This is a genomic window from bacterium, assembly GCA_035308905.1.
Taxonomy (GTDB): Bacteria; Sysuimicrobiota; Sysuimicrobiia; order Sysuimicrobiales; family Segetimicrobiaceae; genus DASSJF01.
Map to the genome: position 1 here is coordinate 1 of DATGFS010000023.1, position 14,325 is coordinate 14,325.

The window sequence follows — 14,325 nt, forward strand, 5'->3', positions numbered from 1 at the left end:
GAGCGCCTCGCGCGTGGGCTCCGGGTTGATGAAGTGGGCGAAGGCGTAGGGGAGGCCGATCTCCGCCGCCGCACGAGCGCTCCACATGCTCGAGCCGAGCAGCCACACGTCGGGGCCTCCGGGCATGTCCGGCGTGACCAGGATGCGGCCGAATGGGTGCGCCTGGGGGAACTCGCGGCGAAGAAACGCGAGGAGTTCCAGCAGTTGGTCGGGAAAATCGTCGACCCATTCCTGACGGCTCCGGTCGCGACGCAGCGCGTAAGCTTCGAGCGGCGCGCTGCCGGGCGCCCGGCCGATGCCGAGGTCGATCCGGCCCGGGTACAGCGCGTGCAGCACCCGGAAGACCTCGGCAACCTTCAACGGGCTGTAGTGGGGCAGCAGGACGCCGCCGGACCCGACTCGGATGCCGGAGGTTTCCGCCGCGACGCGGGCGATCAGGACCTCCGGGGCCGGACTCGCAAAGCCGGGCGTCGCGTGGTGCTCGGCGATCCAGTACCGCTCGTAGCCGAGGGCGTCGGCGCGCTTCGCCAGGTCGATCGTGTTGCGCAGCGCGTCCGCCGGCGTCGAACCGGAGGAGACCGGGGACTGATCGATGATGGAGAGTCTCACCGGTGAACCTAACGACGTGTGCCGCCGGAGAATTTCCGGCTTTCTGATTCCAACGCCGGGCGGCTAGGAGGAAGGGAATGGCCGACTCCAACGGTCTGTTACGCGCGGCCGCCGATCGATCGCTGCGCTATCTCGACGAGATCCGCGACCGGCGCGTGGCGCCGGGTCCGCAGCCGATCGATGGGCTGAAGGCGCTCGGCGGCCCGTTTCCGGAAGGTCCGACGGACCCGGCGGCCGTGCTGGCGCTGCTGGACGACGTCGGGTCGCCCGCGACGGTGGCGTCGGCGGGCGGCCGGTACTTCGGCTTCGTGATCGGCGGCTCGTTGCCCGTGACGCTCGCCGCCAACTGGCTCGCGGGAGCGTGGGATCAAAACGGCGGCCTCGTGGTCTCGTCGCCGGTCGCGGCGGCCCTCGAGGAGATCGCGCTGCGGTGGCTCGTCGACGCGCTGGCGCTGCCGGCCGGGACGGGGGGCGGCTTTGTTACCGGGGCGACGATGGCGAACTTCACGGCCCTGGCCGCGGCCCGGCACGCCGTGCTTGCCGCCGCCGGTTGGGACGCGGAAGCCGCCGGCCTGCTTGGAGCGCCTGCCATCACCGTGATCGTCGGCGACGAGGTGCACATCAGCCTGCTGCGGGCACTGACGCTGCTCGGGCTCGGCCGCGATCGCGTCACTCGGGTTCCGGTGGACACGCAGGGGCGCATGCGGGCCGAGGCGCTGCCGCCGCTGCGGGGGCCGGCCATTGTCTGCGCGCAGGCGGGCAACGTGAACAGCGGCGCGTTCGACCCGATCGGGCAGATCTGCGAGGCCGCGCACGCGGCCGGCGCCTGGGTGCACGTGGACGGGGCTTTCGGGTTGTGGGCCGCGGCCGCGCCGGAGCGATCGCATCTGACCCGGGGCGTCGAGCGGGCGGACTCGTGGGCGCTCGACGCGCACAAGTGGCTCAACGTTCCGTACGACAGCGGTCTCGCGTTTGTCCGGCAGCCCGAGCACTTGAGATCGGCGATGGCCACGTCGGCGGCGTATATCCCGCAGACCGAGCAGCGGGAGCCCTTTCAATACACGCCGGAGATGTCACGCCGCGCCCGCGGGGTGGAGATCTGGGCGGCGCTGCGCGCGCTCGGCCGCGCGGGTCTGGCGGATCTCATCGAGCGCACCTGCCGGCAGGCGGCGCGCTTCGCCGCGGGACTGCGCGACGCAGGATACGAGATCTTGAACGATGTCGTGCTGAACCAGGTGCTGGTCGCGTTCGGAGACGACGAGACGACCCGCCGCGTCATCGCCGGCGTACAGTCGGACGGGACGTGCTGGTGCGGCGGGACGGTGTGGCACGGCCGCGCGGCGATGCGCATCAGCGTGTCCTCGTGGGCGACGACGGACGAGGACGTCGACCGCAGCCTGGCAGCGATGCTTCGAGTGGCGCGAGCCATGCGCGCCTGACCGCGGGTACCTCGGAGGCGGCCTAGCGATGATTGCCGCGCTGCTCCACGCGATCGATCTGGCGTCGGCGATGCTCTGGGAGATCCTGTGGCCGCTGATTCTGGGTTTCGCGCTGTCTGCCGCCGTGCAGGCGCTCGTCTCCAAGCGGCAGATGGTCCGGCTGCTGGGCGACGATTCCCCTCGATCCATCGCGCTGGCGAGCCTGTTCGGGTTCGCGTCGTCGTCGTGCTCGTACGCGGCGGTGGCGCTGGCCCGGTCGCTCTTCCGTCGCGGCGCGAATTTCACCGCCGCGATCGTGTTCCAGTTCGCGTCGACCAACCTGGTCATCGAGTTGGGGATCATCATGGCGGTGCTCCTCGGCTGGCAGTTCACCGCCGCCGAGTTCATCGGCGGACCGATCATGATCGTCCTCCTGTGGCGCCTTTTCCGCGCCACCCTCCGTCCGCCGCTCGTCGACGAGGCGCGCCGCCAGGCCGACGCCGGCCGCACGGGGCGGATGGAGGGGCACGCGCAGATGGACATGGCCGTGGTGGACGACCGGCCGCTGCTTGTCCGTCTGACGTCGCCGGAGGGCGTCACGGCCATCAGCCACCACTTCGTCATGGACTGGGCGGCGGTATGGCTCGACGTCGCGGGGGGCCTCTTGATCGCCGGGGCGATCGCGGCGTGGGTGCCGGACGCGTTCTGGCGGACCTTTTTTCTGACGGGCAGTCCCCTCGGCAACCTCCTTTGGAGCCCGATCGTGGCGCCCCTCGTGGCCATTCTCTCGTTCGTCTGCTCGGTCGGAAACGTACCGCTCGCCGCGGTGCTCTGGAACGGCGGCGTCAGCTTCGGCGGGGTGGTGGCGTTCATCTTCGCGGACCTGATCGTCCTGCCGATCCTCGACATCTACCGGAAGTACTATGGCCGCCGCATGGCGCTCTATTTGCTGGTCACGTCCTACGCGGTGATGGCGGCCGCCGGCCTCCTGGTCGACCTGCTCTTCCGCGCGGCGGGACTGGTGCCGAGAGTTCATCACGCCATCGTCGTCGAGGCGCGCCTGACGTGGAACTACACCTCAATTCTGAACCTTGTCTTTCTCGCGCTCGCCGCCGTGCTCGTCTGGCGGTTCGTCCGCACAGGTGGGCCGGAGATGTTGCGGATGATGAACGCGCCGGCCGGAACGAAAGCGTCGTGAGGCGAGAAGGGCCGAGGGGTTCGCCCCGACGCACCTGAAGGCTAAGTTGACAGCGGGCCGGGAACCGAGGCATACTGCAGCACGGGGGATTGCGAGGACCGGATGACCTGGAAGTTCTCCGTCAGCACCCAGACAGACCCTGAGGCCCTGCGAATCGTACGCCGGATGATCCGGGACCTCGTCGAGCGAGAAGGCGGGTCAGAGGAGGACGGCTGGAGCCTCGAACTCGCCCTCGGCGAGGCGTTGTTCAACGCCCGCAGCCATGCCTACGGCGACGCGACCGGGCCCGTCGAGGTCGCCGTCTCGTTCGACCAGGGCGTCTTTACGCTGACCGTGCGCGATCGCGGCGCGCCGGCCTCGGTGCCGCAGATTCCCCGCGATCTCCCCGCCGACCGAAAGCGTCTCGGCCTGTTCTTGATCTCGGCGGTCGTCGACCGCGTCGACGTGAGCCAGAACGAGGACGCGGCGGGGGGCCTGCGTGTCACCATGATCAAGAGAGTTCAGCCTTCGGTTATGCCGTCGATGTCAGAGTGAGATAAGCGCACCCCGGTCCAACGCCCGCTCTGGTTTCCTCGTCCTGAAAACTTATCAAGTCTGAAATGTCACCGATCCCTTGCGTGCCGGTATAGGGTGCCTGGCGACGTAAGTCGGACGCCTGAGGGGGAATCGGGTCCTCGTCGGATTCTCTCCGCGGAGGCGGTAACGCTACGTTCTTTATGAAGGGGATTGCTCTTCTTGAAGGGAGACACGCTATGCCCGTAGCCACGTCAGACCGCGTAACTGTTGAAGGACACGTCAGCCGCGGCTTTGAGGCCGTCCGCGACGTGTTTGCCGAGAACGTCGCTCAGAGGGATGAACTGGGCGGCGCCTGTTGCGCCTATTACCGCGGCGAGAAAGTGGTCGACTTGTGGGGCGGCGTTCGGGACAAGCGAACTGGCGAGCCGTGGGAGCGGGATACCATGGTCCTCGTTTGGTCCGCGACCAAGGGACTCGCCGCGATGACAATGGCCCTCGCCCACTCCCGAGGCTGGCTCGACTACGAGGCGCCGGTGTGCCGCTACTGGCCGGAATTCGCGCAGCAGGGGAAGGAGAAGATCACCGTCCGTCAGCTCCTCGCTCACCAGGCCGGGCTGTTCGCCTTTGATGAGCCCGTCGATCGCAGCGTGGTCGCCGACCTGGATCGCCTGGCGATTGTGCTGGCCCGTCAGAAGCCCGCGTGGGAGCCGGGGACGCGGCAAGGCTATCACGCCCTGACCCTCGGGTTCTATGAAGGCGAGCTCCTGCGGCGCGTGGATCCTCAACATCGCAGCCTGGGACAGGTCTTTCAGGACGAGATCGCGTCGCCGCTTGGGCTGGACGTCTATATCCGTGTCCCGGAGTGGATCCCGAACTCCAGGCTGGCATGGCTCGCACCGCCGAGCCCGATTGACATGCTGCTCAACTTTCCGCTTCGCCTCACGCTGGACTCGATGAACCACCACTCGAACATCTACCGGGCGTTGATCGCGAACCCGGGGACCGGGATCGTCCTCGACAAAGACCGCGTCTACGCGCGCAACTTCGAAGTGCCGTCCGGGGGTGGCGTCGGCACTGCGCGAGGTATCGCGCAGGCCTACAGCGTCTTTGCCACGGGAGGACGGGAACTGGGGTTGCGCCCCGAGACCCTACAGTCGTTAGCAGCCCCGGCGATCCCGCCGACGCGCGGCTTTTATGACGAGTGCATGAAGGGCTTCGGCGCGGAGTTCGCCCTCGGTTTCATGAAGTCGAGCCGGGCTTGGCCGTTCGGCAGCGCGGGTTCGTTCGGCGCACCCGGAAGCGGTGGTTCGCTCGGCTTTGCCGATCCGGTGGCCGGCGTCGGCTACGCCTACGTGACCAGCCAGATGGGGACGCGCTTGGCAGGGGACCCGCGCGATGTGGCGCTGAGGAACGCGGTCTATTCCGTGATCCGACCGGCCTGAATGTCCATGCCGCGTGGATGAGGCGCGTCGGGGGGGGACATCGAGGGCCTCCCCCTCTAGCCCGCGCCCGCGTTGACGGGATATAGGAGATAAGACACCCCGAAACACCATCGAACCGTCTCGTTTTTATAGCCAGGCATCAGAACATTCGAGTCCCCGGACAAGCGAGAATCTCCGAAAAGCCATGCACGCGACGCGATTATCCTCGATCGCTCGAAAGGTCCGAAGGTTCACATTCCGCGCGCAACGAACCCCCGACCCTAATCGGCGGCGGCGATCTTCCGTCGTGGGGGCTGACTGATGGCTCGTAGGTCAGGGAAGCGGGTCGCGAAGGGACGGGTACGCCGGCAGCCGACGCGGTCCACTCGGCAAAAGAGCAGCGCAGGCTCGTCTCTTCCGGCGCGTTTCCACAACCTCCCCACCCAACTCACTACATTCATTGGCCGCCAGCAAGAGAGCGCGGAGATCAAGCGCCTTCTCGGCACGACACGATTGCTCACGCTGACGGGATCAGGCGGCTGCGGCAAGACCCGGCTGGCGCTCCAGGTGGTGGCCGAGGTGGTCGGCGATCATCGCGACGGCGTGTGGCTCGCCGAATTTGCGCCCCTCGGGGACCCGATCCTCGTCCCTAAGGCGGTTGCCTCTGCATTAAGCGTGCCGGAGCAGCGTGGCCGCGCAGTTACTGAAACGTTGGTGGATGTGCTCCGGTCCAAAGCTCTGTTGCTCGTGCTGGACAATTGCGAGCATCTACTGGAGGCGTGCAGAGATCTCACCGTGGAGCTTCTACGCATGTGCCCGCAGGTGCGCATCCTGGCCACGAGCCGCGAAGGATTGGGCATCCCGGGCGAAATTCTATGGCGGGTTCCCTCCCTTTCTGTGCCGCAGGATGTCCGCCATCTCCCGCCAGCCGAGGAACTGGTTCTGTATGACGCGGTGCGCCTGTTTGCTGACCGCACAACGGCAACCGCTCCGAGATTTGCGGTCAGTGCCGAGAATGCGGCCGCAGTAACAAGGATCTGCCAGCGGCTGGACGGCATCCCGTTGGCGATTGAACTGGCCGCCGCCCGAATGAAAGTGTTGACGGTCGAGCAGATCGCGTCTCGGCTGGATGATCGGTTCCAACTACTGACGGGAGGTAGTCAAACAGTTCTTCCACGGCATCAGACGCTCCGCGCAGCGATTGATTGGAGTCACAACCTGCTCTCGGAGTCGGAGCGAACCCTATTTCGGAGGTTGTCAGTATTTGCCGGCGGATGGACCGTAGAAGCAGCCGAATCGATTTGCTCAGGCGGAGGCCTCGAGATCGGTCAGATCCTCGACGTACTAACATCTCTCGTGGACAAGTCACTTGTACTCGTGGCGACGCAGGGTGGTGAAGCGCGCTACCGACTCCTAGAGACTATGCGTCAGTTCGCTCATGATCAGCTGGTGACCGCTGACGAAGAGAGTGATGTGCGGATCAGGCACGAGGACTGGTACCTCAACTTCGCCGAGCGCACTGCCCGAGAACTCTCAGGACCGCGATCTGGGCGCTTGGTTGAATTGTTCGAGACGGAACACGACAATCTGCGAAGCGCCTTGGAATGGACGAGAGTCCAGAGGAATGGGGCCGAAGCAAGGTTACGGCTCGTGGGGGCACTATACGGGTTTTGGTATCGGGCCGGGCACTGGCGCGAAGCGAGTGAATGGCTGGCTAGCGCGCTCGCAGGCAGCGATGCGGCATCGCTTCCGCTGCGCACGAAGGCCTTCACGGCGGCCGCTCAGTTCGCATGGCGCCTTGGTGACCATAGACGCGCCGCAAGGCTCGGCGAGCAAGGTCTAGTCCTTTGTCGACAACTAGGCGACAAGGAAGCCAGTGCCTGGCTGCTCACCTATATCAGTGTGGCCGCAATGCACCAGGGCGACTATGACCACGCGACCGCGCTTTGCGAGGAAGCTCTGGGCATCGGACGGGAACTAGGGGACAAGAATATCATTTCCATGCAGCTCGCCCACTTGGGAATCGTGGCTCGGCATGTTGGTGAATACGAACGCGCCGCGACGTTACAGACTGAAAGTCTCGCTATCGCGAGAGAACAGCACGATAGCGCGAGCATCGCCTTCGTCCTTCGCAATCTCGGCAAACTGGCACTCCGCCAAAAAGATCCGCAGCGCGCGTCAATCTATTTTACGGAGAGCCTGGTCCTATCCAACGAGAGTAGCGACAAATGGCTCAGCGAAGAAGCACTAGCAGGACTCGCGGCGGTTTCATTAGCCGCCGGCGACTATCGAAGATCGGCTCGCTTGATGGCGGCGGCAGAACGTCTCCGCGAAATCCTAGGCTGGCACCCGTCGCCCCCCGATCAAGCCGATTATGATGAATGCCAGGCGGCTGCGCGCACCGCACTTGGCGATGCCGCGTTTGCGGTCGCCCGGACGCGTGGGCAGGCGATGACGCTTGAGCAAGCGGTCGAGTACGCGCTGGCATCCGTCAGGTCGAAAGAACGTGCAGGACATCCGACGCGCGACAGAAGACCAAAGAGCGACTCTGTCACCACCCGGGAACTTGAGGTTGTTAGGCTTGTCTCGCGCGGTTTCACGAACCGGCAGATTGCTCGAGCGCTCGTCCTGTCGCGACGGACGGTTGACGCGCACGTGCAAAACATTCTAAACAAACTCGGTTTTGATTCCCGCTCGCAGATCGCTGCTTGGGCGACCGAACGGAGCCTTCGTGGCCATGTGGACCCTGAAGCCTTCACCTATGATGATGATCCTTCGCACGTTCACCGGGATACCTAGGTAAGGCAACTCAGTCCTCCAAAAACGAAAATAGGTAATACGCTCGGTAATTCCCTCGATGTTGAGGACCTCGGATTCCGGCTAATGTGATGTCGACATAGGACGGACACCGGGATCGGTGGGATTGGAAGATGATCGACGACCCCAGACTCCTCCCGTGGATCGCTGAACAGAAAATTGCAGAGGCTCGCGAGGCGGCGAAGCGCCGTAGGTTGGCATTAACGGCCAAGCGCTCGCAGCATGATCCCCAGCGGGACAAAGCGTCGTTGGCCAATTGGCTGCCGATCGCTCGCCGATTTATTGCGAGCTTATGCGGGCGGAGCCGACTGACACGCCACGTACCCTGCAGGACTCGATGAGTGCCAAACAGGCGTGCGGGCCAGCGCGGGTCTTCGTTATCTGCGGCTCTACGACGGTGATCTCGAACATGTGAGGCTTGGTCTGCAACAGTGGGCGCGTGTGGAAAGGAAACGATAATGCAGTGGGCGACAGGGCTGAGAGTCCTCGCTACCGCGCTCGCTGCCGGTATGGTCGCATGCGCTGCGAGCGACGTCAGGAAGTCTTTCGTGGTTTCCGACACATTCCTCGAAGCGGCACCTCGTGCGGCGCCCACGTCTCCGATCTTACCCGGCCCTCAGAGCCGTCAAGTGTCCTACGGGAATTCCATCGCAGGCATGCCGCCACAACCTGTGGATCCACAACGTCGCAGCATCGTCGCCCCAGGCCACGCGCTTGGCCCTGTGATGCTCGGCATGCGCGGAGTGGAGGCAGACTCAGCGGCGGCACAATTCGCGCGCACGACCGGCCGCGTTATCGACGTGCTTTTTCAGGATGGGCTGGTGGTGGCAGTCGGAACAGTCGTGAGCACGCGCGACCAACTTGTCAACATGTTCGGCGCAGCGAGGGTTGTGCGTGAGGGACACGATAAGCTGGCGCTGATATTCGCAAGTGGACTCGTAGCGGAAGTCCGCCAAACTCAGGCGGGAGATAGTACTGTAACCTATCTCGCCGTCCAAGCAACAAGTAGTATGGCGGTGCCTGCTATCGGCAATTTTGCTCCATGGATTGAGGGCGTAACGGATGGCGTCGCAGTGGCTTATCTTCCTATCCAATCGGAAAACAGTATGTCCGCGTCAGGTATCAGTCATCTTTCCCAGTGGAGTGACGAGCCGGCGGAAGGCGCGATTGTCCCAGGGCGCTCCATTGGGCCGGTGGCCCTGGGCATGTCGATTCAGAAGGCACGCGAGGCCGCCTCTATCTTCGGAAAACAAACCAGGTGCAGCATCGATCTGCTTGCAGCACACGAAGTTGTGATTGCCGCAGGTACTCCTTGGGCCGCGTGCTTGAACCTTCAACTACCATACCAGACCGCGGCGCCAATAGTTGTTATCGGCAGCCCGCCGGCGGTACTTGCCGATATGTATGGCATCCCTTGGGTTGTGCAATTGGGTGCAGATCGCTCGGCGCACGTCTTTACTAACGGCCTTGTAGCTCACGTGGGCGTTCTTCATGTGCGGGGCGGTTTCGTGACTTACTTAGCAGTCCAACCGCGCGGTTGGAGAACGGTGCCGACGATCGGACACTTCATCGATCGGTCAGAAGCACTGGTAGCGAAGCGATGAAGGAAGCGACGCACTAACAGAGGGATACAAGCCATCCGCGAGTGAGGTTACCAAGGCGGTGGATTGCCTTTCCGCAATTGTGAGGTGACCGCGACAGTCACCGGGAAGTGAATCGTGAACAAGGAGATTGGTCAAGCCTCCGGTAAAGAGATCGACACCGCGGTCGACTTAAGTTCGTAAGAAGCGCATTGTGTTGCCGAACGGCGGATGGCTGGAGCTTGATGGCATGTGTGACACACCGAAAGTCCCGTGTGAAGCAGACGAGGAGAGGGCCCGGTGGCCATTGTTGGCGAGGTTGAAAGCCTGTGGCGGTACCCCGTCAAGAGTATGCGCGGGGAACAACTGAGCGAGGCGTTTGTCAGTTTCGCCGGCATTTTCGGCGACCGCCTTTTTGCGTTCCGTGGCGCCGCCAGGCCCAAGGCGTTCCCGTACCTGACCGGGCGAGAGCAAGCAACGATGCTGCTTTACCGGCCGCGCTTCCGCCATCCTGAAAAGGCGACGAAACCGCCGAACTGGGCCGAGGCCGAAGATGCCGGGCCTGGGCTGAATCCGATTCCCGCGAATGCGCAGGATCTCGCCGTCGACGTCGAGACCCCTTCGGGCGCCATGCTTGCCGTCGATGACCCGGCGCTCGCGCGGGAACTGAGTGAGCGGCTCGCCAAGCCCGAGGGGCTCACGTTGCTGCGCTCTGACAAGTCGATGACCGACTGTCGCCCCGTTTCGCTGTTCTCGGTCCAAACCGCGCGCCAGCTCGGCGCTGAGCTCGGCACCAACATGGACAAGCGGCGGTTCAGGGCCAACATCTTCGCGGATCTCGCGCCTGCGGCAGGATTCGCGGAAGACGACTTCGTCGGCCGGACGCTCCGGATCGGCCGTAGGGTCGTGATCTCGATCCTCGAGCGCGACTCGCGTTGCGCCATGATTACGATCGATCCCGATACCACGGAACGCAACCCGACGATCCTTAGCCACGTCGTTAAGACCCGAAACGGCGAGGCGGGCGTGTACGGCGCCGTGCTCGTCGAAGGGGTGATACGGGTGGGGGACCCGATCGAATCGAGCGGCTGAGTTTACAAAAAATTATTACCGCCTTATATTCGATCGTTGACAATCGGCCTGACGGCATCTTGGCAAGGTAGGTTAAGATCGTGTCGCTACCGCCAGATGTCGTGGAAAGCGCTAAAGAGCGCACAGGGGGGCGTCATTCGGCGGAGCATCGGTAGTACCCCGGCAATGCGTTGACCAGTCCGGGCCACGCCTCCTATACTAAAGCCACGCCAGTGTCCACGATCCAGATCCCCGGAGGTGCTGCATGGAGCTCACCGGCAAGCGGGTTGCCGTCCTCGCCGAGAACTACTACGAGAACCTTGAATTGTGGTATCCGGTCATGCGGTTTCGCGAAGCCGGGGCGACCGTGACGATCGTCGGCCCTAAGGCCGGCGAGGCGTACAAGAGCAAAGAAGGGTATCCTGCCAAGGCCGACATCTCGATGGAGGACGCGAAGGCGTCCGACTTCGACGCGGTCATCGTCCCGGGCGGCTACGCGCCGGACCACATGCGCCGCCACCAGGCGATGCTGCGGCTCGTCCGCGAGACGTTCCAGCAGGGCAAGGTCGTTGCCTCGATCTGTCACGCGGGGTGGGTGCCGATCTCGGCCGGGATTCTGAAGGGCAAGACCATGACCTGCGTCAGCGCGATCAAGGACGACGTCATCAACGCCGGCGCCACGTACGTCGACAAGGAAGTCGTCGTCGACGGCAACCTGATCTCGTCGCGGACGCCCGCGGACCTGCCGGCGTTCTGCCGGGAGATCATCAAGGCGCTGAGCGTCGCCAAAGTCGGGGCGCGGGCGTAACGGCAGACGGACACCATGCGCCGGGCCGGCCGGACGCCACGATGATCATCGAGGGGTTCCCGGTCGGCCCGGTCGGCGCCAATTGTTACATTTTCGGGGACGACGCGACCCGGGACGTCTTTGTCATCGACCCGGGCGACGAGGCCGAGCGGATTCTCGCCGTGCTGCACCACCTGAACGCGCGCCCGATCGCGGTCGTGAACACGCACGGCCACTTCGATCACGTGCAGGCCGTGGACGCCGTCCGCCGCGCGACACACGCGCCGTTCTGGATTCATGAGGCGGAGCGGCCGGTGCTGGAGAGCGGGCCCGCCCGGGCTAAGGTGCTCTTCGGGATCGACCTGCCGCCGTCGCCGGTGCCGGACCGCTGGCTCACCGAGGGCGACGTGCTGCGCGTGGGCAGCCTGCAATTGACCGTCCACCACACGCCCGGCCACAGCCCCGGCGGCGTGTGCCTGGTCGGCGACGGTCTCGTGTTTACCGGCGACACGCTGTTCGCGGGCAGCGTCGGCCGGACCGACCTGCCCGGCGCCAATCAGGACGCCTTGTTCGCGTCGATCGCCCGGGTGCTGCTGCCGCTGCCCGACGACACCGTCTGCTATCCCGGCCACGGTCCCGAAACGACGATCGGCGAGGAAAAGCGGAGCAATCCGTTCGTCGAGCCGCTCGTCCGGGCGTCGCAGCGGCCGCACCGCGCCTGATGGCCGTGTGGGGCGGAGGGACCGCGCCGGAGGCCCGAGAAGTACGCGCGCCGTGAGCGCCCGTATCGAGACGATCCAGGGCATCGGCCCGCGCGAGCTGCGCGCGCGCATCCGGCGCGGCGAGTGGCGCAAGCCCACGGCGGGACTCGCCGCCGGGTACGCGCAGGCCAACCTGGTCGTGCTGCCGCGCGACGCGGCGTACGACTTCCTCGTCTTCTGTCAGCGAAATCCGAAGCCGTGCCCGCTCATCGAAGTGACGGATCCGGGCAGCCCCGAGCCGGCCGTCACCGCGCCGGGCGCCGATCTGCGGGTGGACGTGCCCAAGTACCGCGTGTACCGCCGCGGGCGGCCGGTGACCGAGGAGGACGACATCCGGCCGTACTGGCGCGACGATCTCGTCGCGTGTCTGCTGGGATGTTCGTTCACGTTCGAGGGCGCGATGCAGCGGGCGGGCATCCCCGTTCGCCACGTCGACTGCGGCCGCAACGTGCCGATGTACGTGACGTCGATCCCGTGCCGGTCCGCCGGTGCGCTCCACGGACCCATGGTCGTCAGCATGCGTCCGCTGCCGGCGGCGCACGTCCCGCGCGCCGTGCTGATCACGGGCCGCTACGTCCGGGCGCACGGGGCGCCCGTGCACATCGGCGATCCCACGGCGATTGGGATCAACGATCTCAGCCGTCCGGACTACGGCGAGCCGCCGGTGATCGAGCCCGGCGAGGCGCCGGTGTTCTGGGCCTGCGGCGTGACGCCGCAGGCGGTGGCGATGGCCGCGGGCGTCGAGTTCATGATCACCCACGCGCCCGGGCACATGTTCGTGACCGATCTGCGTGACGAGGATCTGACCGCGGGATAGCAGGGAGAAGGGGTGGGGAGATGGTGCGGTCCGGAGTGACGCGGCGCGAGTGGCTGAAAGTCGCATCCGGTGCGGCGGTCTTTGCGGCGGGCGGCTGGCGGGCGTCGCCGGTGTCAGCCCAGGGCGGGGAGATTGCGATCGGGGCCTTGTATCCGCTCACCGGGTCGCTTGCGCTCGTCGGTGCCGACACCCGGAAGGCGGTCGAGCTCGCAGCGGAGATCGTCAACACACCCCATCCGGACCTCGCACCCCTCACGCTGGCCGCTACGAGCGGCCTCCCCAAGCTCGGCGGCCGCAAGCTCCGAGTCATCTGGGCGGACGCGAAGGACCCGGCCACCGCCCGCGCGGAGGCGGAGCGGCTGATCGATCAGGAGAAGGTCGTCGCCCTCATGGGCTGCTACGCGAGCGGCTTCACGCAGACCGCGAGCATCGCCGCCGAGACGCGCGGCATCCCCTTCCTCAATCCGGAGTCGTCGTCGCCCACGCTGACGGAGCGGGGGTTCAAGTGGTTCTTTCGCACGGGGCCGCACGACCGGACGTTCACGTCGATGTTCTACCAGACGTTCGCCGACCTCAAGAAGCGCGGCCGGAAGATCAGCAAGTTCGCAATTCTGTCCGAGAACACCGAGTTCGGCGCGACCGCGGCCCGGGTCGAGGAAGAGATGGGCCGGCAGCAAGGCTACCAATTGGTGGCCCGCGAGATGTACACGTCGCCGCCCGCCTCGCTCGACGCGGAACTGGCGCGCGTCCGCTCGGCCGCACCGGACGTGCTGATCGCCAACAACTATTTGATCGACGCCGTGACGGCGATCCGGACGCTCAAGACGATGCGGTACATGCCGCCGGCGATCGTCGTGCAGGACTCGGGCTACGTGCAGCCCGACTACCTGAAGCAGACGGGCAAGGACGGCTACTACGTCATCAGCCGCGCGGCATGGGCGCTCGGCCTCGGCGCGCGCAAACCGCTGGTGCGCAAGATTAACGAACTGTTCCACGGCCGCTACAACCAGAACATGGACGAGACCAACGCGCGCAGCTTCACAGGATTCCTCGCGCTGGCGGACGCTCTCAATCGCGGCGGCGGCACCTCGCCGACGCAGATCCTGCAGGGTCTGCTGACGACGAACGTGCCCGCGAGCGACACCATCATGCCGTGGGGCGTCAAGTTCGACAAGGACGGGCAGAACGAACAGGCGAGCGGCGTGATGGTGCAGATCCTCGACGCCGCGTACAAGGTCGTCTGGCCCTTCGATCTCGCGGAGACCCCCATCGTGTGGCCGGCGCCCGCGTGGGACAAGCGCTAACCGCGACGATCGGCGGCGGCTTATTG

The 14,325-nt window shown here is 65.4% G+C and carries 12 protein-coding genes; 11 read left to right on the top strand and 1 reads right to left on the bottom strand.

Annotation, left to right across the window (positions count from 1 at the left end):
* Positions 1 to 609 (bottom strand): MsnO8 family LLM class oxidoreductase (locus VKT83_06335; GenBank protein HLY22070.1); only part of this gene is annotated, 609 nt, incomplete at its 3' end.
* A 77-nt stretch (positions 610 to 686) separates the two neighbouring features.
* Here VKT83_06335 and VKT83_06340 point away from each other — a divergent pair.
* The 11 genes from VKT83_06340 to VKT83_06390 all read left to right on the top strand — a co-directional run bounded on the left by VKT83_06340 (position 687) and on the right by VKT83_06390 (position 14,299).
* Positions 687 to 2,048 carry an aminotransferase class V-fold PLP-dependent enzyme gene (locus VKT83_06340; protein ID HLY22071.1) on the top strand — a complete coding sequence of 454 codons (1,362 nt, stop codon included), beginning with the start codon at positions 687 to 689 and terminating at the stop codon, positions 2,046 to 2,048.
* A gap of 31 nt (positions 2,049 to 2,079) precedes the next feature.
* The gene (locus tag VKT83_06345) at positions 2,080 to 3,225 is read left to right on the top strand and encodes a permease (GenBank protein ID HLY22072.1); all 1,146 of its coding nucleotides are present in this window, start codon (positions 2,080 to 2,082) and stop codon (positions 3,223 to 3,225) included.
* Positions 3,226 to 3,327: 102 nt separating this feature from the next.
* The gene (locus VKT83_06350) at positions 3,328 to 3,759 is read left to right on the top strand and encodes an ATP-binding protein (GenBank protein ID HLY22073.1); all 432 of its coding nucleotides are present in this window, start codon (positions 3,328 to 3,330) and stop codon (positions 3,757 to 3,759) included.
* 218 nt (positions 3,760 to 3,977) lie between these two features.
* Positions 3,978 to 5,183 (top strand): serine hydrolase domain-containing protein, encoded by a 1,206-nt coding sequence (locus VKT83_06355; protein ID HLY22074.1) that lies wholly within the window; start codon positions 3,978 to 3,980, stop codon positions 5,181 to 5,183.
* A 492-nt stretch (positions 5,184 to 5,675) separates the two neighbouring features.
* A complete protein-coding gene (locus VKT83_06360) occupies positions 5,676 to 7,961 on the top strand; it encodes a LuxR C-terminal-related transcriptional regulator (GenBank protein ID HLY22075.1) in 2,286 nt (761 codons plus the stop codon).
* A gap of 740 nt (positions 7,962 to 8,701) precedes the next feature.
* Complete coding sequence (locus VKT83_06365) at positions 8,702 to 9,583, top strand: hypothetical protein (protein ID HLY22076.1); 882 nt, start codon at positions 8,702 to 8,704, stop codon at positions 9,581 to 9,583.
* Positions 9,584 to 9,859: 276 nt separating this feature from the next.
* The gene (locus VKT83_06370; GenBank protein HLY22077.1) at positions 9,860 to 10,651 is read left to right on the top strand and encodes an MOSC domain-containing protein; all 792 of its coding nucleotides are present in this window, start codon (positions 9,860 to 9,862) and stop codon (positions 10,649 to 10,651) included.
* A 244-nt stretch (positions 10,652 to 10,895) separates the two neighbouring features.
* The gene (locus VKT83_06375) at positions 10,896 to 11,438 is read left to right on the top strand and encodes a type 1 glutamine amidotransferase domain-containing protein (protein HLY22078.1); all 543 of its coding nucleotides are present in this window, start codon (positions 10,896 to 10,898) and stop codon (positions 11,436 to 11,438) included.
* Positions 11,439 to 11,479: 41 nt separating this feature from the next.
* On the top strand, positions 11,480 to 12,139 hold the full coding sequence (locus tag VKT83_06380) for an MBL fold metallo-hydrolase (protein ID HLY22079.1): 660 nt from the start codon (positions 11,480 to 11,482) through the stop codon (positions 12,137 to 12,139).
* A 52-nt stretch (positions 12,140 to 12,191) separates the two neighbouring features.
* Positions 12,192 to 12,995 (top strand): putative hydro-lyase, encoded by an 804-nt coding sequence (locus tag VKT83_06385; protein ID HLY22080.1) that lies wholly within the window; start codon positions 12,192 to 12,194, stop codon positions 12,993 to 12,995.
* Between the two features lie 20 nt (positions 12,996 to 13,015).
* On the top strand, positions 13,016 to 14,299 hold the full coding sequence (locus VKT83_06390; protein HLY22081.1) for an ABC transporter substrate-binding protein: 1,284 nt from the start codon (positions 13,016 to 13,018) through the stop codon (positions 14,297 to 14,299).
* Positions 14,300 to 14,325 lie beyond the last annotated feature (26 nt).